Below are 21,852 nucleotides of genomic sequence, written 5' to 3' on the forward strand. Positions count from 1 at the left end.
GATGAAGATCATGATCGTCACCGATGCATGGGAGCCGCAGGTCAACGGCGTGGTCCGCACGCTGAAGAACACGACCCGCGAACTCACCGCGCTTGGCCACCGTGTCGACCTGTTGACGCCGCTCGAATTCAAGACGATTCCGTGCCCGACCTACCCTGAGATCCGCCTGTCGCTGTTCCCGAAGCGCAAGCTGCACGAGCGCATCGACGGCTTCGCGCCGGACGCGCTGCACATCGCCACCGAAGGCCCGCTCGGCATGGCCGCGCGCGCTTACGCGATCAAGCACAAGCTGCCGTTCACGACCGCCTATCACACGCGCTTTCCGGAATACGTGCAGGCGCGCTTCGGCATTCCGCTCGCCGCCACCTACAAATTCCTGCACTGGTTCCACAAGGCCTCGCTCGCCGTGATGGCGCCGACGCCGGTCGTCAAGACCGATCTCGAGAAGTTCGGCTTCACGAATGTGGTGCTGTGGACGCGCGGCGTCGACCTTGATATCTTCCACCAGATGGACTCCAAGGTGCTCAACACGGCGCGGCCCATCTTCCTCTACGTCGGACGTGTGGCGGTGGAGAAGAACGTCGAAGCCTTTCTCAAGCTGGACCTGCCCGGCTCCAAGTGGGTCGCCGGCGAAGGCCCGGCGCTCGCCGAGCTGAAGTCGCGCTATCCGCAGGCGAACTATCTGGGCGTGCTGACGCAAGCGGAACTGGCCAAGGTGTACGCCGCCGCTGACGTATTCGTGTTCCCGAGCCGCACCGACACCTTCGGCCTCGTGCTGCTCGAGGCGCTCGCCTGCGGCACGCCGGTCGCCGCCTACCCGGTCACCGGCCCGATCGACGTGCTGGGTGACGGCGGCGCCGGCGCCATGCACGAAGACCTGCGCGAAGCCTGCCTCGAAGCGCTGAAAATCGACCGCAACCACGCTCGCGCGTGGGCCGAGCGCTTCTCGTGGACGGCCGCCTCCGAGCAGTTCGCCGCCCATCTGAAGCCGCTGCCGCGGCCCACCTTCAGCGAGGAAAGCGCGGCCGCGTGACGCGCCCCGCCAAGCCGCCCATGCGAGCAAGAACTTCCAGCGTTCGACGCGCACCGCACGGCGCGCTGCGTTCGGTCGAAACGGACGCCAGCAGCATCGAGCCGTTCGACGACGTGCACGAATCCGGTGCAGCGCAGCCGGCAGCCGGCACGTCGGAGGGCCTGGCGTCGCCGGCGCCGGTCGTGCATACCGGGCAGGCACGGCAGCCGCAAGCCGTGCCGGCTTCGCGCCACGGTGCGGCCGCCGACTCGCACGCCGACGCCCATGAGCCGCTCGGCCCCGACGACCCCCTCGCGCCGCTGCCGTTCAATCCCTACAAGGGCAATCGCGGCATCACGCGCGCCTGGCACGCGCTGAAAAATTCGCTGGCGGGCTTTCAGGTCGCGATTCGCGAAGAAAGCGCGTTTCGCCAGGAGTTGACGCTCGCGGCCATCCTCGTGCCCTGCGGCGTGATCGTGCCGGTCGATCCCGTCAGCCGCGTGCTGCTGCTCGGCTCGGTGCTGCTGGTGTTGATCGTCGAACTGCTGAATTCGAGCGTGGAAGCGGCGATCGACCGTATCTCGCTCGAACGCCATGAATTGTCGCGGCGCGCCAAGGATCTCGGCAGCGCGGCAGTGATGGTCGCCCTGGGGATGTGCCTGATGACGTGGGGGCTGATCGTCGGCCCGCTGGTGCTGCATTGGGTCAGAGGCTGGCTGTAGCCGTCCTGGCCGCCTGACGGAATAGTTGCACGCCGTCGCGGCGTGAAAACCCTGAATCGGGCCTGGGTATGAGAACGGTCGGTTTATAATCGTCCGATAGTCTCTCAAAAATACTAACCGCCAGGGTGGATCACGCAGCAGCGGCACGCAGCCGCGCGGCCAGCCCGGCGTTACCAGGGCCGGACGACATGGAAGCCAAACCTCCCCGCCGCACCCGCGAACGGATTCTCGAACTGTCGTTGAAGCTTTTCAACGAAATCGGCGAACCGAACGTCACGACGACGACGATCGCCGAGGAAATGGAAATCAGTCCGGGCAATCTGTACTACCACTTCCGCAACAAAGACGACATCATCAACAGCATCTTCAGCCAGTTCGAGCAGGAGATCGAAAAGCGTCTGCGTTTCCCGGACGATCATCGCGCGACGATCGACGAAATGTGGTCCTACCTGCAGTACATGGTCGATTTCACGTGGCGGTACCGCTTCCTGTATCGCGACCTGAACGATCTGCTGGCGCGCAATCGCACGCTCGAGACGCACTTCAAGCAGATCATCAGCCACAAAGTGCGCTTTGCCAGCCAGTTCTGCGAGCAACTCGTCGCGGACGGCGAAATGGTGGCGACGCCGGACGAACTGCACGTGATCGCCACCAACGTGGGCGTGATCGGCACCTACTGGCTGTCGTACCAGTTCGTCATGAATCCGCGCAAGTACAACGAGCAGGAAGCGATCCGCGCCGAACTGCATCAGGTCAGCGTGCAGATCGTCTCGCTGATGGCGCCGTACCTGCGTGGCCGCTCGCGGGAACTGTTCGACGACCTGATCTCCGGCAAGCTGCCCAAGCGCGAGTTCTACGACTACCTGCCGCCCAAGGAAGGCGCTGCGCCGCGTAACGAACCGAAGGACGTCTGAACATGAAGTCGGTGTGCGTGTACTGCGGCTCCTCCTACGGGGCCAAGCCCATTTATGCCGAAGCCGCTCGCGGCTTCGGACAGGCGCTGGTCGAGGCCGGCATCGCCCTCGTCTACGGCGGCGGCAAGGTCGGCCTGATGGGCGCGATCGCCGACGCAGTGATGGCGGCCGGCGGCCGTGCCATCGGCGTGATTCCCGAGCTGCTCGTCAACAAGGAAGTCGGCCATAACGGCCTGACCGAATTGCACGTGGTGCCCGACATGCATCAGCGCAAGAAGATGATGGCGGATCTCTCGGACGCGTTCGTCGCGATGCCGGGCGGCGCCGGCACCTTCGAGGAGCTGTTCGAGGTCTATACGTGGGCGCAGCTCGGTTATCACCAGAAGCCGGTGGCGCTGCTCAACATTGACGGCTACTACGATCCGCTGATTGCGATGCTCGCCCATACGGTCGAGGAAGGCTTCATGCGCCAGACCTACTTCGACATCCTGCAGGTCGATGCCAATCCCGCAAGCTTGATCGCAAGACTCAAGGCTTACCAGCCGCCGCAGCAAGACAAGTGGGCCGATAACCGCGAAGCGGTTTGAACGGCATGACGAGGCAGCCATGACGAAAGTCGTTCTGATCACGGGCGCGAGCCGCGGCATCGGCCGCGCGACGGCGCGTTTGCTGGGCGCACGCGGCTGGTCGGTCGGCGTGAACTACGCGCACAATGAAGCCGCCGCGCAGGAAACCGCGGCTGAAGTCGGCCGCGCCGGCGGTCATGCGCGCGTGATCAAAGGCGACGTTGCGAACGAAGCGGACGTGATCGGTATGTTCGACGCGGTCGTCAAGGCGTTTGGCCGGCTCGATGCGCTGGTGAACAACGCGGGCATTGTGGCCGCTGGGATGCCGCTCGCCGATATGGATCTGGCACGTCTGCAGCGCGTGTTCGACGTCAACGTACTGGGCGCCTATCTGTGCGCCCGCGAAGCCGCCCGCCGAATGTCGAAAGACCGCGGCGGCGATGGTGGCGCGATCGTCAATGTGTCGTCGGCGGCCGCGCGCCTCGGCTCGCCAAACGAATATGTCGACTACGCCGGCTCGAAAGGCGCCGTCGACACGCTGACCATTGGTCTCGCCAAGGAACTCGGCCCGCAGGGCGTGCGCGTGAATGCGGTACGGCCCGGGTTGATCGACACTGAGATCCACGCAAGCGGCGGCCGTCCCGACCGCGCTGCGGTGCTCGGTTCGCAGACGCCGCTGGGGCGACCGGGTAGCGCGGATGAAGTCGCTGAGACCATTGTCTGGCTGCTGAGCGATGCCGCGTCGTATGTGACTGGGGCGTTGCTTGATGTGGCCGGCGGGCGCTAAGGTACCGCTGCGCTTCATCCGGACCTCGTGGCGCCATGCAGCCGTAGGCGGCGCGAGCGCCCCAGGCGCTCTGCATTTCGCACCGGCGCGCTAAAGCGCCACACACTCTCAGAACGACGAACCCGGCTTGCGCAGGAACACCACTTCTTCCTCAGTAGACGTTCGCCCAAGCAGCGCATTGCGATGCGGAAACCGCCCAAAGCGCTCGATGATCGCCGCATGCCGGAGCGCCGAGCGGTAGTAACTCGCGCCACCCGGCTGCGCTTCGAACGGTTTGAACAACCGCAACGCTTCATGCTGGCTGGCGAGCGATTCGTCGTGTTCGAACGGCAGATACGCGAAGGCTCGATGAAACAGGCCGGGTAAGCGCTGATCGAAGCCGTTTGCCACCATTTGCCTGGCAATCCTCAGCGCATGGCCGTCGGTCGCAAATGCGTGCGCCGTGCCGCGATGAATGTTGCGCGAGACCTGATCGAGCAGGATCACCAGCGCCAACGCGCCGAGTGGCGTCTGCGCCCACCCATCCAGCGCACCCTGCCCTGCCGCTTCGAGCCACACGCCGAAGCGTTCGCGCAACAGGGCGTCAAACGCCGCGTCGCGCGCAAACCAGAGCTTTCTGTCCCGTCCGAAGGTCGCAGAATCCGGCTCGCCGAACCAGCAGTCGAGCACCGCTCGCGCAGGTTCGGCGAGCGCGGTGTAATCTGCCGCGGCGTCATAGTCGGGAGAACCGGACGATCCGGCCGTAGCGCTCATGCGAACTCAAGCACCAGCCGCCGCGTGCGCGCACTCTTCTTCTCGAGCTTGCCGACGCGAACCGCGCCGATTTCCCGCGTGTTGCGCACGTGCGTGCCGCCGCACGGCTGCAAATCGACGCCTTCAATCCGCAGCAGACGCACGCGGCCGAGGCCCATCGGCGGTTTCACGCTCATCGTGCGCACGAGTTCGGGACGCTCGGCCATCTGCTCGTCCGTGATCCATTCGGTGACGACGCCGTGCGCGCCGCCGACCAGCTCCGCAAGCCGCGCATCGACCAGTTCGCGCTCGATCGGCTCCACCGTCGCGAAGTCGAGACGCGCGTAGTCGCTGGTGATGCTGCAGCCGTCGACCGCATACGGCAGCACCGCGCACATCAGGTGGCTCGCCGTGTGCAGGCGCATGTGACGGTAGCGGCGCGCCCAGTCGATCTCCGCCGTGACACGCGTGCCGGGCGCAAGACGCGCCAGCAGCGTCTCCTGTCCGGGTGCGGGCAAATGCACCGCGTCGTCGGGGGTCGCGCCTTCGAATTTGGCCTTACGGGTGTCCGCAATCTCAAGGCGGGTGCCGTCGGCCAGGGTCAGCACGCCGGCATCGCCCGCCTGGCCGCCGCCGAGCGGATAGAACACGGTCTGGTCGAGATGGACGCCCTGCTCGTCAATGGCGGTAATCGTGGCTTCGCAGTGCGTCAGGTAAGCGTCGTCGCGAAACAGTGCGCGCGTGGTCATCGTGAGGGCCTCTATCCAGTGCTGTAGAGGCTCATTATGCCGACCCGCACCGCCGCCAGGAAGCTGGCCGAACGGCCAATCCAGCAGACGGCGCGCGTCACCGTATCGGCCGCAGCGCCGGGCCAGTTGACGCCTTCAACCCGGCCGGTTGCGCATCCAGTCGGCCGTTTCGAAGAACGAATGCAGCAGCCGTTCGCGCAGCGGCTCGGACAGCCCGACGTCTTCCATCGCCCACGCCATGCAGCGCAGCCACTGGTCACGCTCGCTCGAAGCAATCGTAAACGGCAAATGCCGCGCACGCAGACGCGGATGGCCGAAGCGGCTGATGTAATGATCCGGGCCGCCCAGCCAGCCGCACAGGAACCAGAAGAACTTGTCCCGCGAGCCTTCGAGGGTCGGCGGATGCAGCGCGCGGATGCCCGCGAATTCGGGCTCGAGGTCCATCAGGTCATAAAAACGGTCGATGAGTTCGCGCACGCGCGCCTCGCCGCCCACCAGTTCGAAGGCCGTCGGTTGGGCCGGCGCTTCGTCGTTTGGATCGGTCATACGGTCAACTGCAATCTGCAAAAATGGAAAGGAATCAAAGAGAGGAACGGCCGCTCAGCTCAGGCGTCGCGCAACGACTGCAACGCCGGCCGCGACAGCACGTGGCGCAGGCTGATCCAGCCGCCCACTCCCGCGCAGGCAATGCCGACCACGATGCCGGCAGGCAGCAGCCACGGGTCGAAGTTCAGATAGAAGAAGAACACCCGTGTGGCGAGTTGCCAGCCCACCACCTGGGCCCCGACCGCAGCCATCAGCCCGGCGAGAGCGCCCACGGCCACGAACTCCGCGACCTGCACCGCACGTACCTGCTGGTGCGACGCGCCGAGCGCGCGCAGCAGCGCGGATTCTCGCATACGCTCGTCACGCGTGCCGGCGAGCGCCGCGTACAGCACCAGCACGCCCGCCGCCAGCGTGAAGGCGAACAGGAACTGCACCGCGCCGATCACCTGCTCCAGCATGCGTTGCATCTGCGCGAGAATCGGACCGACATCGATCACCGTCAGGCTCGGATAAGCGGCAATCAGGCCGTCGATCGTCGCGCTTTTCTCGGCCGGCAAATGGAAACTCGTGATGAAGCTCGCCGGGAAATCCTGCAGCGCGGCAGGCGGCATCAGCACAAAGAAGTTGACCTTGAACGAACCCCAGTCGAGCTTGCGCACGCTCGTCACCGGCGCGTCGATCTGCAGGCCGGTCACGTCGAAGCGCAGCGTGTCGCCCGTCTTCACGTGGATCGTTTTCGCCAGTCCTTCTTCGATGGAAATCTGCGGCTGCTTCGTTTCGCCGTACCAGTCGCCGGCGACGATCCGGTTGTCGTCGGGCAGGCTCGTCGTGTACGACAGGTTGAATTCGCGGTCGACGAGGCGCCTGGCGTCGTCGCTCTTGAACTGGTCCGGATTGACCGGCTTGCCGTTGATCGAAATCAGGCGTCCGCGCACCATCGGCGAGAGCACGGCGTCGGGCACGCCGTGGCTCGTGAGGTACTGCGTGACGCCCGCGCGCTGATCGGGCTGGATGTCGATGATGAACTGGTTCGGCGCGTCGGGCGGCGTCGATTTGCGCCAGCCGTCCACGAGGTCGTTGCGCGTCATCGCAATCAGCAGCAGGCACATCAGGCCGATCCCCAGCGCCGTGATCTGCAACGCACTGGCGCTGCTGCGCCGTTCGAGCGAGGCCAGCGCGTAGCGCCAGCCAATGCCCACATTGAAGCGCTCGCTACGCACGACGCGCGCGGCGCCCCACAGCGCAAGCCGGGCAATCGCGGCGAACACCAGCAAGCCGGCGGCAAAACCGCCGGCGACGATGCCGCCCAGCTTCACTTCGCCCGCCGCCACGATCAGCAACGCAGCGAACAGCACGATCCCCAGCGCATACGCGGCCCAGGCGGTGCGCGCTTCCTCGCCCCACTCGCGGCGCAGCACGCGCACCGGTGGCACCTGGGTCAGCGGCAACAGCGGCGGCAACGCAAAGCCGAGCAGCAGCACGAGACCGGCGGCGATGCCTTCGAGCGCGGGCCATGCGGTGGGATACGGCAGCACCACGTCGATCAGGCTGCCGAGCCAGCTCAGCAAGGCCAGATGCCCCGCATAGCCGAGCAGCACGCCGACCACCCCGCCGAGCAGGCCCAGCCCAAGAAACTCCAGCAGGAACAGCGAGCGCAGTGTGCGCTGGCTGACGCCGAGACAACGCATCGCCGCGCAGCCGTCGAGATGGCGGCGCATGTAGCGGTGCGCGGCCATGGCGATTGCCACCGCCGCCAGCATCGCCGTCAGCAACGATACGAGAGTCAGAAAATGACCCGCGCGATCGAGCGTTTCGCGGACCTGCGGCTGGCCGTCCTTCAGCGATTCGAGCGCGACGCCGCGCATCTTGCCGTCGTCGACACGGGCGTGAGCAAACGCGGCGAACTTCTCGACCGGCGTGCGCGGACCCGCCACCAGCAAGCGGTAGGTGACGCGGCTGCCGAACACGATCAGGCCGGTGGACGCGACTTCGTCCTCGCGCAGCATCAGACGCGGTGAAAAATTGACGAAGCCAAAGCCGCGATCCAGTTCGCGCGTGATGATGGCGCCGACCTTGAACGTGCGGCTGCCGACCTTCACCGGATCGCCGACATGGAGTTTCAGCGCGTCGAGCAGCGCCTGATCGACCCACACCGTGCCGGGCGCCGGAATCCCCTGCGCCGGTTGGTCGGGCGCGCCTGGCGCCGTCGCGATACGCAGTGCGCCGCGCAGCGGATACGCCGCCGACACGGCCTTGAGCGCCGCGAGCCGCGACACCGGCTCGGCGCTCATCGAACTGATCATACTGGGGAAAATGGCGGTGGTCGCCATCTGCAGGCCAAGTGCCTTGGCCTCGTTGCTGAACTGGGGATCGACGGGGTGATCGGCCCGCACGATGAAGTCGGCGCCGATCATGCGCCGCGCATCGCGCTCAAGCCCTTGATGCAGGCGATCGGCAAGGAAACCGACGCTCGACAGCGCCGCCACGGCCAGCACCAGCGCGAGCAGCAGCATCGTCAGCTCGCCGGCGCGCCAGTCGCGGGCCGCCATCCGCACCGACTGGCGCAACAGATCGGCCCCGCTAAAACGACGCCCCGGCGCCTTATGCGCGGCTCGAGCAGCCGACGCCGATGAAGCCCGTGCCGAATCGCTCAATCGTGCCGACTCCTGGCAAGACGCGACACCATATGGGTCGCCATGCCGCGAAAGCCGCCCTGCACACCGCGCCACAGACGCGGCAAGGCCCACGCCGCCAGCATCAGAAAGCCGATCATCAGCACCAGGAACAGCACCGGCACGAACAGCGCCAGCAACAGGCCGCCGAACACGAGCCCGTCCTCGGCGATCGAGGTCACGACATTGGACACGGGCTCAGGAGACAGATTGATCAGCGCGCGCGTGCCGGCCTTCGCCAGATGCGCGGTGCCGGCCAGGGTGCCGCCCGCCAGCGCGGCCACGGTAAGGAGGGCCGGATCGGCATGGCCGAGCGCGCCGGCAGCCAGCACGGCGCCGGCCGGAATGCGGATAAAGGTGTGAATGGCGTCCCAGAGCGAATCGAAAGCAGGGATCTTGTCGGCCAGAAACTCGGTGAGCGTGAGGAGCGCCGCCACCCCGATCACCCATGGCGAAGCCAGCGCGGACAAGGTATCGGGCAGGTGGACAAGGCCGAGGCGCGCGAACACGCCGGCTAGCAGCACCGTGAGATAGAGGCGCAGGCCACTGCCCCAGGACAGGCCCGCTGCGAGCGAAAGGGGTTCAAGCATGGCCGCCTCCAGGCGCGCTGCGCGTGCCGGGCGCTTCGTTCTGCAGAGGACGCCCCCTACACCGAAGCCGCCAGACCCGCGCCAAGCCGGACGCGGGACACGTTCAAATTGAGATCGACTTCATTATAGCCACGTTAATTCGCAGGCCGCAGAGCGGAGTGCAATTTTGAGGCTCAAATGGCGTCGGACCGTTGCGGACCGGTTGCCCGCAACGTCAATGGCCGGAGGAGAGTTTGAGCCCGATCAGGCCGACCACGATCAGCGCCGCGCTCGCCACCCGGGCCGCCGTCAGCGCTTCGCCCATTATGACGATGCCAAAAATAAACGCGCCCACAGCGCCGATGCCGGTCCACACGGCATACGCGGTGCCGAGCGGCAACTGGCGCATCGCCATGGCGAGCAGCACGAAGCTGCCGAGCGCCGTCACCACCGTGAATACCGAGGGCCACAGCCGGGTGAAGCCTTCGGAGGTCTTGAGACCGGCCGCCCACGCGACTTCGAGCAAACCGGCAATCAGCAGAAGAATCCAGGACATGAGACGACTCCATTGTTGAGATGGGGCCGTCCCCGTTCGATGCGAATGCGTAAGGCCGTCCTTACGAACTGTAATTATATCAAAATTGACCTCGAGGCGGCTCAGACCGCTCCGACCAGCCGGTAGCCGACCCCCGTCTCCGTCACGATATGCTCGGGCTGCGCCGGATCGCGCTCCAGCTTCTGCCGCAAATGCGCCATGTAGATGCGCAGGTAGTGATGGCTTTCCACATGCGAGGGCCCCCACACGTCGCGCAGCAACTGGCGGTGCGTCAGCACGCGGCCGGCGTGCCGCACGAGGGTGGCGAGCAGGCGGTATTCGATCGGCGTCAGATGGATCGCCGCGCCCTCGCGCGTCACCTGGCGCAACGCCAGATCGACCGTCACCGCGCCGAAATGCACCTGCGGCGATTCGTTGGCGCCGCCCTGATTGCGCCGGCGCATATGGGCGCGGATCCGCGCCAGCAATTCGGAGACGCCAAACGGCTTGGTCAGGTAATCGTCGGCGCCGGCGTCGAGCGCGGCCACCTTCTCGGCCTCCTGGGTGCGCGCCGACAGCACGATCACCGGCAGGTCGCTCCAGCCGCGCAGTTCGCGGATCACGTCGAGACCGTCGGTGTCGGGCAGGCCCAGATCGACGATCACGAGGTCGGGTTTGCGGGTCGCGGCTTCGACAAGCCCCTGCTTGCCGGTCTCGGCGTCGTGGACGACGATGCCCTCGCCTTCCAGCGAGGCGCGCACGAAGCGGCGAATCTGTTTTTCGTCTTCAATCAGGACGACGGTAATGCTCGGGTCACTCATGGGTGGGCTTCGAAGTCTGCTTAGGGTAAGACTCGGGGGACAGCTCAGGGGTCAAGTGCGGCGACGGCTCCGAGGGTAACGCCGGGGTCAGTTGAGGAGACAACTCAGGCGAACGTTCACCGCCCTCGTCGAGCTCCGATTCGTCCTCGAGCGCTTCCGGCGCGGGCGGCGGCGTTTCGACCGGCAAGGTGAACCAGAAGCGCGCGCCCTCGATGTGCCCATCGCGGTCTATCCGGTTGACCGCGCCTATGGTACCGCCATGGGCGTCGACAATCGCACGGCAAATCGCCAGACCCAGACCGATGCCGGGCTTGGCCGACTCTTTCTCGCCGCGGGTGAATTTCTCGAACACCCGCGCTTCCATGCCGACCGGCAGTCCCGGGCCGGTATCGTCCACGGTCACGCGCACCACCGGCTTGCCGTCCTCGTCGATCTCTTCCGCGCCGATCACGAGCGGCGTGTCGGCCGGCGTGTACTTGGCGGCGTTCTCGAACAGGTTCGAGAACAGCCGCTCCATCAGCACCGCGTCGAGCTGCAACAACGGCAGATCGACCGGCAGCTTCACCTGCACCGGATGCCGGGCAAGCACGCGCCTGCACGCGCGCAACGCCGCGCCGACCGTCTCTTCGAGCAGCGACCATTGGCGATTCAGTTGCAAGCCGCCGGCCTGCAGGCGCGCCATGTCGAGCAGGTTGGTGACGATGCCGGTCATGCGCAGCGCCTCTTCGTGGATCGCTTCCACGAGATCGTCGCCGGGTTGCTTGACCGCCTGTCCTTCGCGGGTCTGGGCGAGCATCGACGAAAAGCCGACGATCGTCGTGAGCGGTGTGCGCAGGTCGTGCGAAATGGCCGACAGCAGCGAATTGCGCAAGCGCTCCGATTCCATGTTGACGAGCGCATCGCGAGCAATGTCGACGTAGTGCACGCGTTCCACGGCGAGCGCAATCTGCGCGGCGAACGCGTCGAGCATGCGCTGCTGCTCCGGCACGGCGAGTTCGCTCTGGTCGCGCATCACCACCGCCAGCACGCCGCGGGTGCGCATCGGCGCCTTCAGCGGCAGATACAGCGCGGCGGCGGCGGGCAGCGTGTCGGTGCCGTGGCCGGCCGGCTTTTGCTGGTCGTACACCCACTGGCCCACGTCGATATCGAGCGCCGCGCCTTCGAGGGTCACCGCGGCATCGGGGTCTTCGATCTTCTGTTTCACCTGGTCCGCGCTGTCCGGCAGCAGGATCGCCACGCGCGCGCCGAACACTTCGCTCACATGCCGGCTGCCGATGCCGACGATCTGCTCCATCGTCAGCGCCGCGGCCAGCTCGCGCGCCATGGCGTACATCGCGCCGGTGCGTTGTTCACGGCGGCGCGCGACGCTCGCTTCACGGCGCAGGCTCGACGTCAGATGGCTGATCACCAGCGAGGTCAGCAGCATGCTGAAGAAGGTCAACAGGTACTGCGTGTCGGACACGGAGAACGACATGCGCGGCGGCACGAAGAAGTAATCGAACGCCGCCACGCTCACGAAGGACTGCACCACCCCCGGCCCGCGCCCCAGCCGCACCGCGGTGAAAATCACCCCGAGCAGGTACAGCATGACGAGGTTGGTCAGATCGATATGGGCGAACAACTGGCTGGCGACCACTGTGATGCCGATGCAGATCGTCAGCGCCCAGCCATACGCACCCGGCGGCGAGCGGCGTTCGCGCGCGGCCTGCAGTGCCTCGCGCCACGCGTTCACGCCCTCGTCGAGCGTCGTGCGGCGCTCCACGCCGTCGCGCTCCGAGGAGGCGCGAATCAAGGTGAGGTCGAGGTCGCCCGCGCGCTCCGCGATGCGGTCGCCCAGCGGCCGGCGCAGCCAGCGCGCGAGGCCGGTGCGCGGCGAGGCGCCCGCCACCAGCTTGGAGACGTTGCGCACCCGCGCATAGCCGATCAGCGCCGCGACGGCGTCCGTACCCGCCAGCGTGGCCGTTTCCGCGCCGAGTTCGGCGGCGAGTTTCAAGGCGTTCAGCGTGCGCTCGCGGCGCGCGTCCGGCAGGCGTTGCAGCTTCGGCGTCTCGACATACACCGCGAGCCAGTCGGCCTTCAGGGCCGCCGCGAGCCGCGCCGCTGCGCGCACCAGAAGCGGCGCCTCCGGGCCTGGACCCACGCAGACCAGCAACCGCTCGCGCGCTTGCCAAATGCGCTGGATCGAACGGTCGGCGCGATACTCGCGCATCTGCGCATCGACGCGATCCGCCGTGCGGCGCAGCGCCAGCTCGCGCAGCGCGATCAGGTTGCCCTTGCGGAAGAAGTTGCGCACGGCGCGCTCGGCCTGCTGCGCCATGTAGACCTTGCCGTCGCGCATGCGGTCGAGCAGTTCCTCGGCCGGCAAGTCGACCAGCGTGACTTCATCGGCGCGATCGAACACACGGTCGGGCACCGTCTCCCACACGCGGATGCCCGTGATCTGTCCGACCACGTCGTTGAGACTTTCGAGGTGCTGAACGTTGACCGTCGTGTAGACGTCGATGCCCGCGTCGAGCAGTTCGTACACGTCCTGCCAGCGCTTCAGATGGCGCGCGCCCTGCACATTCGAATGCGCGAGTTCGTCGACGAGGATCAGTTGCGGCTTGCGCGCGAGCGCCGCGTCGAGATCGAACTCGGCGAGCTTGCGGCCGCGGTATTCGATATGCGCGAGCGGCAGCACCTCGAGGCCTTCGAGCAGCGCCGCCGTTTCGCCGCGGCCGTGCGTCTCGGCGATGCCGACCACCACATCCACACCGTCGTCACCGCGCCGTTTGGCGGCCTGCAACATTGCATACGTCTTGCCCACCCCGGCCGACGCGCCGAAGAATACCTTCAGCTTGCCCCGCTGGCGTTTTTCTTCGTCGCGTTGCAGCTTGTCGAGCAACTCGTCTGGATCGGGTCGGTTCATGCTTTCTGTTTATGGTTCTGTTCGGTACCAGGGGCCGTGGGTTCACGAGGGCCGCATCCGGTACATGGTGGCACGGCAGCGGCTGCGCCGCAAATGGCGGCCACCAAACGCAAAGACGGCGCCACAGCGGGCGCCGTCCTTGGCATCCCTGCGACTTAGCCTTGATGCGCGGCGTCGAGTGCGAGATTCAGTTGCAGCACGTTGACGCGTGCTTCACCCAGCACACCGAACTGGCGGCCGGTCGTGTAGCGCTCGACCAGCGCCTGCACGTCGTTCGGCGACATCTTGCGCGCCGCGGCGACGCGGGCGACCTGGTAAGCCGCCGCAGCCGGGCTGATTTCCGGATCGAGGCCACTACCCGAGGACGTCACGAGGTCGATCGGCACCGGCTTCGACATGTCGGTACCCGCCGCCTTCAACGCGTCGAGACGGCCTTTGACCTCGTCCGACAGCGCCGGATTGGTCGGCCCGAGGTTCGAGCCGCCCGAGCTGGTCGGATCGTACGGTTTCGGGCTGATGGCCGACAGACGGCCCCAGAAGTACTGCGGCGCATCGAACTGCTGGCCGATCAGCTTCGAGCCGACCACCTTGCCGTTCTGTTCGATCATGCTGCCATTGGCCTGATCGTGGAACGCTGTCTGGCCGATGGCCGTCATCACAGCCGGGTAAGCGAGTCCCGTGATCGCCGACAGCACGACAAAGATCACGATAAGCGGACGAAAAAGTTTCATGATTGGCAATCCTTTTAGACGCAGCCGGCAGCCAACGCCGCCGGCCGCAGCCTGTTAAACCCAGCCAAACGCGGCCAGCACCATGTCGATCAGCTTGATGCCGATAAACGGCACGATGATCCCGCCAAGGCCATACACCAGCAGATTGCGGCGCAGCAGAATCGAAGCGCCGAGCGGCCGGTACTTCACGCCCTTCAACGCCAGCGGAATCAGCGCGATGATAATCAGCGCGTTGAAGATCACCGCCGACATGATCGCCGAAGTCGGCGTGGTCAGATGCATCACGTTCAGCTTGTTCAGCGCCGGATAGGTACTCGCAAACGCCGCCGGGATGATGGCGAAGTACTTGGAGACGTCGTTGGCGATCGAGAACGTCGTCAGCGAGCCGCGCGTCATCAGCATCTGCTTGCCGATTTCAACGATCTCGATCAGCTTGGTCGGGTTCGAGTCGAGGTCGACCATGTTGCCGGCTTCCTTCGCCGCCTGCGTGCCGGTATTCATCGCCACGGCCACGTCGGCTTGCGCCAGCGCGGGAGCGTCGTTGGTACCGTCGCCGGTCATCGCCACCAGCTTGCCCTCGGCCTGGTGCGCACGGATCGTCGTCAGCTTGGCTTCCGGGGTGGCTTCCGCGAGGAAGTCGTCCACGCCTGCTTCAGCCGCAATCGCGGCAGCGGTAAGACGGTTGTCGCCCGTCACCATGATGGTCTTGATACCCATCTTGCGCAGTTCGGCAAAGCGTTCCTTGATGCCGCCCTTGACGATGTCCTTGAGCTCGATCACACCGAGCACGCGGGCACCCTGCTCGCCCTTCTCGGCCACCACCAGCGGCGTGCTGCCGCGGCGCGCCACTTCGGCGACGGCGTTGTTCACTTCAGCCGGATAACGGCCGCCGTTCGCCTCGACGTAGTTCTTGACGGCATCGGCTGCGCCCTTGCGGATCTCGCGGCCCGGAAGGTCCACACCGCTCATCCGCGTTTGCGCGGTGAAGGCGAGGAACACGGCATGCAAGGACGCCATGTCGCGAGCGCGGATGTTGAAGCGCTGCTTGGCGAGCACCACGATACTGCGGCCTTCCGGCGTTTCGTCCGACAGCGACGACAGTTGTGCCGCATCGGCGAGCATTTCTTCGGTCACGCCCGGCGCCGGCACGAAGGTCGAAGCCTGACGGTTGCCGAGCGTGATCGTGCCGGTCTTGTCGAGCAGCAGCACGTCGACGTCGCCTGCGGCTTCCACGGCACGGCCCGACGTGGCGATCACGTTGGCCTGCATCATGCGGCTCATACCGGCCACGCCAATCGCGGACAGCAGGCCGCCGATGGTGGTCGGAATCAGACACACCAGTAGTGCCACCAGTGCGGTGACGCTTACCACCTGGCCAGCCTTGGCGGCTTCCACGGAGAAGATCGAAAACGGCAGCAGCGTCGCGGTTGCGAGCAGCATCACGATCGTCAGCGCGACCAGCAGAATCGTCAGGGCGATTTCGTTCGGCGTCTTTTGACGCTTCGCGCCTTCGACCATCGCAATCATGCGGTCGAGGAAGGCCTCGCCCGGATTCGCCGTGACACGCACGACGATCCAGTCCGACAGCACACGCGTGCCGCCCGTCACCGACGAGAAGTCGCCGCCCGATTCGCGGATCACCGGTGCGGATTCGCCGGTAATCGCCGACTCGTCCACCGACGCGACACCTTCGATCACTTCGCCGTCAGCCGGGATCACGTCGCCGGTTTCCACCAGCACGACGTCGCCCTTGCGCAGATCGGAGGCCGTCGTGATGCGGATCGGCGCCTTCGGATGCGGCTCGTTGAGCTTCTTGGCCATCACGTCTTTCTTCGCGCTGCGCAGCGACGCGGCCTGGGCCTTCGAACGGCCTTCGGCGAGCGCTTCCGCGAAGTTGGCGAACAGCACCGTGAACCACAGCCACAGCGACACGGCGAGGATGAACCCCGCAGGCGCTTCGGCCTGGCCGCCCAGCGCGGCGATCCAGAGGATCGTCGTCAGGATGCTGCCGACGTACACGCAGAACATCACCGGGTTACGGAACTGCGTGCGTGGCGTAAGTTTCTTGAATGAGTCCACGATCGCCGGACGCACTAGCGCCGGATCGAACATGGACCGCGTTGCATTATGTTCAGTCATTGAAGCCTCGTTTTTCCCTATTTGCCCGTATCAATGGCCGGCGATCATCATCAGATGTTCGACGCCGGGGCCGAGAGCGAGCGCAGGCACGTAAGTCAGTGCGCCGACGAGCACCACGGTGCCAAGCAGCAGTACGACAAAGAGCGGTCCATGCGTGGGCAGCGTGCCACCGGTAAAAGCCAGGCGTTTCTTGGCTGCCAGCGAGCCGGCAATCGCCAGCACCGGCACGATCGTGCCGAAGCGGCCAAACCACATCGCGATGGCCGTCAGTACGTTGTAGAACGGCGTATTTACCGACAGACCCGCGAACGCGCTACCGTTGTTGTTCCCCGCCGAGCTGAACGCGTAGAGAATTTCCGAGAAACCATGCGGTCCGGGGTTGGCGATACCTGCCTTACCCGCATCGGTCAGCACCGCAATCGAAGTCCCCACGAGCACCAGCAGCGGCGTGAGCAGCACGACGATCGACACCATCTTCATCTCATACGCTTCAATCTTCTTGCCGACATATTCAGGCGTACGGCCAATCATGAGGCCTGCCACGAAGACGGCGAGCAGCGCGAACACGAGCATCCCGTACATACCGGAGCCCACACCGCCGAAGATCACTTCGCCCAGCTGGATCAGCAGCATCGGATAGAGGCCACCGAGCGGGGTCAGCGAGTCGTGCGTGTTGTCGACTGCACCGCACGACGCCGCCGTCGTCGCGACCGTGAAGATGCCCGACTGCGCGATACCGAAACGCGTTTCCTTGCCTTCCATGTTGCCGCCCGACTGCAGGTCGCTAGCGGACTGGTCGACGTGCAGCGCGGTGAAGGCGGGATTGCCTGCCTGCTCGGCGCTGATTTCCCCAACCACGCAGGCGGTGAACGCAATCGTCATCACGGCAAGTACGGCGATACCCTGCCTGCGGTCCGCGATCATCCGTCCGAACACCAGGGCCAGTGCCGCGGGAATAATCAGGATCGCGACGATCTGCAGGAAGTTGCTGAACGGAGTCGGGTTTTCGTACGGGTGCGCCGAATTGGCGTTGAAGAAGCCGCCACCGTTGGTGCCGAGCATCTTGATCGCTTCCTGCGACGCCACCGGGCCCATCGCGATGGTCTGCGTCGTCACCTTGGTGTCGACCGTCACCGCGTTACCCTTCGCATCCTTCACCGGGTTGCCTTGCGCATCGAGCTTCGGTGCGGCGTAGGTGGTGGTCTGCAGGGTCGGCACGTCCTGATACGCCTTGAAGTTCTGGATCACGCCCTGGCTCATCAGCAATGCAGCGATGATGGCGGCCATCGGCATCAGCACGTACAGCGTCGAGCGCGTGATGTCGACCCAGAAGTTGCCGATGGTTTGCGCTGAATGGCGCGCAAAGCCGCGGATCAGCGCAATCACCACGGCGATGGCGGTGGCTGCGGACAGGAAGTTCTGTACCGTGAAGCCGAGCATCTGCGTCAGATAGCCGGTGGTCTGCTCAGGCGTGTAATCCTGCCAGTTCGTGTTGGTCACGAAGCTCACCGCCGTATTGAAGGCGCTGTCCACTGACATCGGACCGAACTGCTGCGGATTGCCCGGCAGCCAGCCTTGGATACGCAAAATCAGGTACAGGAACAGCGTGCCAAGCACGTTCAACGCGATCGTAGCGATGGCGTAGTGCTTCCAGCCCATCTCGGCCGACGAATCTACGCCCGCGATGCGATACAGCAAACGTTCGAGCGGGCCGCCGAAGCGAACCACACGAGAGGTGCCATCCATCACGCGCGTGATATAGCGCGAGACCGGCACGGCAAGCGCAAGCAGCACGACCAGGTAAATGACCGTTTGCAGGACATTGTTGGAGTTCATTCAATGTCCTCCGCGCGCACGAGCGCATAGACCAGGTAAATGAAAAGCAGCGCGGTGGCTGCTCCCGATAACCACAGGATCCAGGTCATGAGCGTGCTCCCTGGCCACGCCGGAACTGCATCAACTTCTCGCAGCCGGCAATCAAAGCAAAGGTCAGCGCCGCAAAAAGCACCATCCCCCCGACGTACAGCACATCCATTTGTGTTCTCCAGTAGCGGACTTTGGATGGGTAGAACGTTATGCCGATCCGCGTAAAGGCCTGGTCAAAGATGGCAGAGGCGGTGTAAAAAACGTGTAAACGAAAAAGGCCGTTCTGCGCGGTGCAGAACGGCCCGAGGCCCGTGGGGGCGGTGTTGCGGGAAAAGACGGCGGCTACGGCAACAGCACCGTCGAACCGGTGGTGCGGCGGCTTTCGAGTTCGATATGCGCCTTCGCGACTTCGGACAAGGGGTAGCGCTGGTTGACGCTGGTCTTGACCTTGCCCGACACCAGTACGCCGAACAGCTCCGCCGACATCGCTTCATAGTCGCTGCGCTTGCCGATGTACGTAAACAAGGTGGGCCGCGTGAAGAAGAGCGAACCGCGTCCGGCGAACTCGGAGGAATCGATCGGCGGCAGCGGACCCGATGCGTTGCCGAAGCTGATGAACATGCCGAGCGGCGCGAGGCAATCCAGCGAGGCCGTAAACGTGTCCTTGCCGATCGAATCGTAGACCACCGGCACGCCCGCGCCGTTGGTGATCTCGCGCACACGCCTGGTGAAATTCTCGCGCGTATAGACGATCGCATGGTCGCAGCCGTGCGCTCGCGCGATCTCCGCCTTCTCGTCCGAACCGACCGTGCCGATCACCGTCGCTCCCAGCGCCTTGGCCCATTGGCACACGAGCAAACCGACACCGCCCGCGGCCGCCTGGATCAGGATCGTGTCGCCCGCCTTCACCGGCCAGGTCCGGCGCAGCAGGTACTGCGCGGTCAAGCCCTGCAGCATCACCGAAGCGGCCTGCTCGTAGCTCAGCGCATCCGGCAGCTTGACCACCTGAAGCGCCGGCAATACGCGCTCCTGGGTGTAGGCGCCAGGCGGGCGCGCCACATACGCGACGCGGTCGCCCACCTTCAGGTCCGTGACGCCGGGGCCCACCACCGTGACCTCGCCGGCCGCTTCCATGCCGAGACCGCCCGGCAACGGCAGCGGATAGAGACCCGTGCGGAAATACACGTCGATGTAGTTGAGACCGACCGCGTGCTGCCGGATGCGGACCTCGCCGTTGCCCGGCTCGCCCACCTCGACGTCGACCCACTTCATGACTTCGGGGCCGCCTGCCTTATCGAAACGAATTGCCTTGACCATCATGTCTCCGGTCTCATGTAAGTGACTTGCGATTGCTGGATTGCTGGCTAGGTGGTTCGCGTAGTTTGACTGTCAGACCTTCTCCGCGAGCCGCAAGGTGAGCACGTCGAGAATCATCCGTGCGGTCGAAATATTGGTGGCGCACGGCACGTTATGTACGTCGCACGCGCGCACCAGCGCGTTGATGTCCGGTTCGTGCGGCTGCGGCGTCATCGGGTCGCGCAGGAAAATCACCATATCGACGTGCCCTTCCGCGAGTTGCGAGCCGATCTGCAGGTCGCCGCCGTGCGGGCCCGACAGCATTCTCTCGACGGTCAGTCCGTGCGCGTCGGCAATCCGCGCGCCGGTCGTGCCGGTGGCGACGATGTCGCAACGCCGCAGCGTGTCGACATATTCGCCGGCGAGTTCGACGATGGCGTCTTTCTTGTGATCGTGCGCGATCAGCGCGATGCGGGTGGTCATGACGTTAAGAACTCCAGTACCGGTTGTGTTGTTGTGGTTATGGTGACGCGACGGGTGATGCAACGACGCCCGCTCAGAACGTGCCCGGATAGGCGCCGCCGTCGAGCAGCCAGTTCTGCCCGGTGATATAGCCCGCATGCACGCTGCACAGGAACGCACACGCCCGGCCGAATTCGTCGCGCGTGCCGAAGCGGCCCGCCGGAATCGTCGCCATGCGCTGCTTGCGTGCTTCGTCGACGGAGATGTGTTGCGCCTTGGCCTGGGCGTCGAAGGTGGTGGCGATGCGATCCGTATCGAACAGGCCAGGCAGCAGGTTGTTGATCGTCACGCCCTCGCGCGCCACCTTGCGCGCCACGCCCGCCACGAAGCCGGTCAGCCCGGAGCGCGCGCCGTTGGACAGGCCCAGCACGTCGATCGGCGCCTTCACCGAGGAGCTCGTGATATTGACGATCCGGCCGAAACCGCGCGCGCTCATGTGATCGATGGTGGCACGGATCAGTTCGATCGGCGTCAGCATGTTGGCTTCGAGGGCGCGGATCCAGTCGTCGTGGGTGAACTTGCGGAAGTCGCCCGGCGGCGGCCCGCCCGCGTTGTTGACGAGGATGTCCGGCTGCGGACAGGCGGCCAGCGCCGCCGCGCGGCCTTCCGGCGTGGTGATGTCGCAGGCGACCGTCTTGACCTCGACGCCGCTTTGCGCGCGGATTTCGGCGGCGGTTGCCTCGAGCGTCTCGACCGTACGGGCGAGGATCACCAGATTCACACCCTCGGCGGCAAGCGCTTCGGCGCAACCGCGCCCCAGGCCCTTGCTAGCCGCGCACACCAGCGCGGTACGTCCTGCGATTCCCATGTCCATATCCTGCTCCTCCTGTGATGGCGAATGGCCGCCTGCGCGGGCCGTTTCCCCCGATTCTAGAAGAATCGGTGCCCGACTGCCGCCGCACGCACCACAATCTCCGGTATCTTCGGGCGGCACTTTCGGTAAACTTGCAGCCGTGGCGAGCCCGCCCGCCGGTTCTTCCGGTGATTCCGGCCGCCGACCGATTCCTCTTGCCGCCGCTAGCGCCCTCGCCATGACACAGGACAGCCGTTTCCCGAACCTTTTCATCCTCGATCACCCGCTGATCCAGCACAAGCTCTCGCACATGCGCGACCGCGATACCTCGACGCGCACGTTCCGCGAACTGCTGCGCGAGATCACGCTGCTGATGGGCTATGAGATCACCCGCAACCTGCCGATGACCACGCGCCGCGTCACCACCCCGCTCGTCGAGCTCGACGCGCCGGTGATCGCCGGCAAGAAACTGGCGATCGTGCCGGTGCTGCGGGCCGGCGTCGGCATGTCGGACGGCCTGCTGGAGCTGATTCCGTCGGCGCGCGTCGGCCATATCGGCGTGTACCGGGCGGACGACCACCGGCCGGTCGAGTACCTGGTGCGGCTGCCGGATCTGGAAGACCGGATCTTCATCCTCTGCGACCCGATGGTGGCGACCGGCTATTCGGCCGTGCACGCGGTGGACGTGTTGAAGCGCCGCGGCGTGCCGGGCGAAAGCATCATGTTCCTCGCCTTGGTGGCAGCGCCGGAAGGCGTCCAGGTGTTCCAGGACGCACATGCGGACGTGAAACTGTACGTGGCGTCGCTCGATTCGCACCTGAACGAGCATGCGTATATCGTTCCCGGTCTCGGCGACGCCGGCGACCGGCTGTTTGGGACCAAGAACTGAGGTGGGTGCGGGCGGGTAGCGAGTCCATGCTGCCCGCCCCGCGATGCCGTCCGGCAGCGTCCCCCGCCTGCCTTTACCCTTGG

General features: G+C 65.5%; 22 protein-coding genes. 6 read left to right on the top strand and 16 right to left on the bottom strand.

The annotated features are described in order from the left end of the window. The first annotated feature begins 1 nt into the window (after position 1). The 5 genes from BUS12_RS33850 (at position 2) to BUS12_RS33870 (ending at position 4,001) form a co-directional block, all read left to right on the top strand. The gene (locus tag BUS12_RS33850) at positions 2-1,033 is read left to right on the top strand and encodes a glycosyltransferase family 4 protein (RefSeq protein ID WP_074301889.1); all 1,032 of its coding nucleotides are present in this window, start codon (positions 2-4) and stop codon (positions 1,031-1,033) included. Between the two features lie 20 nt (positions 1,034-1,053). Further along, on the top strand, positions 1,054-1,734 hold the full coding sequence (locus BUS12_RS33855; protein WP_074302704.1) for a diacylglycerol kinase: 681 nt from the start codon (positions 1,054-1,056) through the stop codon (positions 1,732-1,734). 188 nt (positions 1,735-1,922) lie between these two features. Continuing rightward, a complete protein-coding gene (locus BUS12_RS33860) occupies positions 1,923-2,648 on the top strand; it encodes a TetR/AcrR family transcriptional regulator (protein ID WP_074301890.1) in 726 nt (241 codons plus the stop codon). 2 nt (positions 2,649-2,650) lie between these two features. After that, positions 2,651-3,235 carry an LOG family protein gene (locus BUS12_RS33865; RefSeq protein ID WP_074301891.1) on the top strand — a complete coding sequence of 195 codons (585 nt, stop codon included), beginning with the start codon at positions 2,651-2,653 and terminating at the stop codon, positions 3,233-3,235. A 19-nt stretch (positions 3,236-3,254) separates the two neighbouring features. Continuing rightward, complete coding sequence (locus BUS12_RS33870) at positions 3,255-4,001, top strand: SDR family oxidoreductase (protein ID WP_074301892.1); 747 nt, start codon at positions 3,255-3,257, stop codon at positions 3,999-4,001. 108 nt (positions 4,002-4,109) lie between these two features. On the opposite strand, the gene BUS12_RS33875 is transcribed toward BUS12_RS33870, so the two are convergent. From BUS12_RS33875 to BUS12_RS33950, 16 genes are all read right to left on the bottom strand, one after another. Then, positions 4,110-4,754, bottom strand: coding sequence for a DUF924 family protein (locus BUS12_RS33875; protein WP_074301893.1), 645 nt, complete (start codon positions 4,752-4,754; stop codon positions 4,110-4,112). Beyond that, positions 4,751-5,482, bottom strand: coding sequence for an alanyl-tRNA editing protein (locus BUS12_RS33880; protein ID WP_074301894.1), 732 nt, complete (start codon positions 5,480-5,482; stop codon positions 4,751-4,753). Before BUS12_RS33880 ends, BUS12_RS33875 begins: the two co-directional genes overlap by 4 nt. Positions 5,483-5,617: 135 nt before the next feature. Continuing rightward, entirely contained in the window at positions 5,618-6,028 is a 411-nt protein-coding gene (locus BUS12_RS33885) for a group II truncated hemoglobin (RefSeq protein WP_074301895.1), read from the bottom strand. Between the two features lie 59 nt (positions 6,029-6,087). Further along, positions 6,088-8,577: an ABC transporter permease gene (locus tag BUS12_RS33890; protein ID WP_074302706.1), complete on the bottom strand. Its 2,490-nt coding sequence runs from the start codon at positions 8,575-8,577 to the stop codon at positions 6,088-6,090. Positions 8,578-8,678: 101 nt separating this feature from the next. After that, positions 8,679-9,290, bottom strand: a complete 612-nt coding sequence (locus tag BUS12_RS33895; RefSeq protein WP_074301896.1) for a DUF4126 domain-containing protein — start codon at positions 9,288-9,290, stop codon at positions 8,679-8,681. 214 nt (positions 9,291-9,504) lie between these two features. Further along, on the bottom strand, positions 9,505-9,825 hold the full coding sequence (gene sugE, locus BUS12_RS33900) for a quaternary ammonium compound efflux SMR transporter SugE (RefSeq protein ID WP_074301897.1): 321 nt from the start codon (positions 9,823-9,825) through the stop codon (positions 9,505-9,507). A 101-nt stretch (positions 9,826-9,926) separates the two neighbouring features. Then, complete coding sequence (gene kdpE / locus BUS12_RS33905; RefSeq protein WP_074301898.1) at positions 9,927-10,625, bottom strand: two-component system response regulator KdpE; 699 nt, start codon at positions 10,623-10,625, stop codon at positions 9,927-9,929. Beyond that, a complete protein-coding gene (locus BUS12_RS33910) occupies positions 10,618-13,533 on the bottom strand; it encodes a DUF4118 domain-containing protein (protein WP_074301899.1) in 2,916 nt (971 codons plus the stop codon). Before BUS12_RS33910 ends, kdpE begins: the two co-directional genes overlap by 8 nt. Positions 13,534-13,688: 155 nt before the next feature. Further along, the gene (gene kdpC / locus BUS12_RS33915) at positions 13,689-14,267 is read right to left on the bottom strand and encodes a potassium-transporting ATPase subunit KdpC (protein ID WP_143788591.1); all 579 of its coding nucleotides are present in this window, start codon (positions 14,265-14,267) and stop codon (positions 13,689-13,691) included. Positions 14,268-14,318: 51 nt separating this feature from the next. Beyond that, the gene (gene kdpB, locus BUS12_RS33920; protein WP_074301901.1) at positions 14,319-16,403 is read right to left on the bottom strand and encodes a potassium-transporting ATPase subunit KdpB; all 2,085 of its coding nucleotides are present in this window, start codon (positions 16,401-16,403) and stop codon (positions 14,319-14,321) included. Between the two features lie 30 nt (positions 16,404-16,433). After that, positions 16,434-18,239, bottom strand: coding sequence for a potassium-transporting ATPase subunit KdpA (gene kdpA / locus BUS12_RS33925; protein ID WP_074301902.1), 1,806 nt, complete (start codon positions 18,237-18,239; stop codon positions 16,434-16,436). Beyond that, positions 18,236-18,328 carry a K(+)-transporting ATPase subunit F gene (gene kdpF, locus BUS12_RS33930; protein ID WP_074301903.1) on the bottom strand — a complete coding sequence of 31 codons (93 nt, stop codon included), beginning with the start codon at positions 18,326-18,328 and terminating at the stop codon, positions 18,236-18,238. The genes kdpA and kdpF overlap by 4 nt, the downstream gene beginning before the upstream one ends. Continuing rightward, positions 18,325-18,438 (bottom strand): hypothetical protein, encoded by a 114-nt coding sequence (locus BUS12_RS33935; RefSeq protein ID WP_063495261.1) that lies wholly within the window; start codon positions 18,436-18,438, stop codon positions 18,325-18,327. The genes kdpF and BUS12_RS33935 overlap by 4 nt, the downstream gene beginning before the upstream one ends. A gap of 173 nt (positions 18,439-18,611) precedes the next feature. Beyond that, positions 18,612-19,586, bottom strand: coding sequence for a quinone oxidoreductase family protein (locus BUS12_RS33940; protein WP_074302708.1), 975 nt, complete (start codon positions 19,584-19,586; stop codon positions 18,612-18,614). 72 nt (positions 19,587-19,658) lie between these two features. Then, the gene (locus tag BUS12_RS33945; RefSeq protein ID WP_074301904.1) at positions 19,659-20,048 is read right to left on the bottom strand and encodes a methylglyoxal synthase; all 390 of its coding nucleotides are present in this window, start codon (positions 20,046-20,048) and stop codon (positions 19,659-19,661) included. A gap of 73 nt (positions 20,049-20,121) precedes the next feature. Then, positions 20,122-20,901, bottom strand: coding sequence for an SDR family oxidoreductase (locus BUS12_RS33950; protein WP_074301905.1), 780 nt, complete (start codon positions 20,899-20,901; stop codon positions 20,122-20,124). A gap of 217 nt (positions 20,902-21,118) precedes the next feature. On the opposite strand from BUS12_RS33950, the gene upp reads away from it, so the two are divergent. Further along, positions 21,119-21,769, top strand: coding sequence for a uracil phosphoribosyltransferase (gene upp, locus BUS12_RS33955; RefSeq protein ID WP_074301906.1), 651 nt, complete (start codon positions 21,119-21,121; stop codon positions 21,767-21,769). Positions 21,770-21,852: the final 83 nt, after the last annotated feature.

Source organism: Paraburkholderia phenazinium, from assembly GCF_900142845.1.
Taxonomy (GTDB): domain Bacteria; phylum Pseudomonadota; class Gammaproteobacteria; order Burkholderiales; family Burkholderiaceae; genus Paraburkholderia; species Paraburkholderia phenazinium_A.

What these genes read in the sequence shown, in the direction of transcription:
- BUS12_RS33875 (WP_074301893.1), bottom strand. Translation starts at nt 4,754, where the DNA reads ATGAGCGCTACGGCCGGATCGTCCGGTTCTCCCGACTATGACGCCGCG.
- BUS12_RS33945 (WP_074301904.1), bottom strand. Translation starts at nt 20,048, where the DNA reads ATGACCACCCGCATCGCGCTGATCGCGCACGATCACAAGAAAGACGCC.
- BUS12_RS33935 (WP_063495261.1), bottom strand. Translation starts at nt 18,438, where the DNA reads ATGGATGTGCTGTACGTCGGGGGGATGGTGCTTTTTGCGGCGCTGACC.
- kdpA (WP_074301902.1), bottom strand. Translation starts at nt 18,239, where the DNA reads ATGAACTCCAACAATGTCCTGCAAACGGTCATTTACCTGGTCGTGCTG.
- BUS12_RS33850 (WP_074301889.1), top strand. Translation starts at nt 2, where the DNA reads ATGAAGATCATGATCGTCACCGATGCATGGGAGCCGCAGGTCAACGGC.
- upp (WP_074301906.1), top strand. Translation starts at nt 21,119, where the DNA reads ATGACACAGGACAGCCGTTTCCCGAACCTTTTCATCCTCGATCACCCG.
- BUS12_RS33895 (WP_074301896.1), bottom strand. Translation starts at nt 9,290, where the DNA reads ATGCTTGAACCCCTTTCGCTCGCAGCGGGCCTGTCCTGGGGCAGTGGC.
- BUS12_RS33910 (WP_074301899.1), bottom strand. Translation starts at nt 13,533, where the DNA reads ATGAACCGACCCGATCCAGACGAGTTGCTCGACAAGCTGCAACGCGAC.
- BUS12_RS33860 (WP_074301890.1), top strand. Translation starts at nt 1,923, where the DNA reads ATGGAAGCCAAACCTCCCCGCCGCACCCGCGAACGGATTCTCGAACTG.
- BUS12_RS33855 (WP_074302704.1), top strand. Translation starts at nt 1,054, where the DNA reads ATGCGAGCAAGAACTTCCAGCGTTCGACGCGCACCGCACGGCGCGCTG.
- kdpB (WP_074301901.1), bottom strand. Translation starts at nt 16,403, where the DNA reads ATGACTGAACATAATGCAACGCGGTCCATGTTCGATCCGGCGCTAGTG.
- BUS12_RS33890 (WP_074302706.1), bottom strand. Translation starts at nt 8,577, where the DNA reads ATGGCGGCCCGCGACTGGCGCGCCGGCGAGCTGACGATGCTGCTGCTC.
- kdpE (WP_074301898.1), bottom strand. Translation starts at nt 10,625, where the DNA reads ATGAGTGACCCGAGCATTACCGTCGTCCTGATTGAAGACGAAAAACAG.
- BUS12_RS33870 (WP_074301892.1), top strand. Translation starts at nt 3,255, where the DNA reads ATGACGAAAGTCGTTCTGATCACGGGCGCGAGCCGCGGCATCGGCCGC.
- BUS12_RS33885 (WP_074301895.1), bottom strand. Translation starts at nt 6,028, where the DNA reads ATGACCGATCCAAACGACGAAGCGCCGGCCCAACCGACGGCCTTCGAA.
- BUS12_RS33950 (WP_074301905.1), bottom strand. Translation starts at nt 20,901, where the DNA reads ATGGACATGGGAATCGCAGGACGTACCGCGCTGGTGTGCGCGGCTAGC.
- BUS12_RS33865 (WP_074301891.1), top strand. Translation starts at nt 2,651, where the DNA reads ATGAAGTCGGTGTGCGTGTACTGCGGCTCCTCCTACGGGGCCAAGCCC.
- BUS12_RS33940 (WP_074302708.1), bottom strand. Translation starts at nt 19,586, where the DNA reads ATGGTCAAGGCAATTCGTTTCGATAAGGCAGGCGGCCCCGAAGTCATG.
- sugE (WP_074301897.1), bottom strand. Translation starts at nt 9,825, where the DNA reads ATGTCCTGGATTCTTCTGCTGATTGCCGGTTTGCTCGAAGTCGCGTGG.
- BUS12_RS33880 (WP_074301894.1), bottom strand. Translation starts at nt 5,482, where the DNA reads ATGACCACGCGCGCACTGTTTCGCGACGACGCTTACCTGACGCACTGC.
- kdpF (WP_074301903.1), bottom strand. Translation starts at nt 18,328, where the DNA reads ATGACCTGGATCCTGTGGTTATCGGGAGCAGCCACCGCGCTGCTTTTC.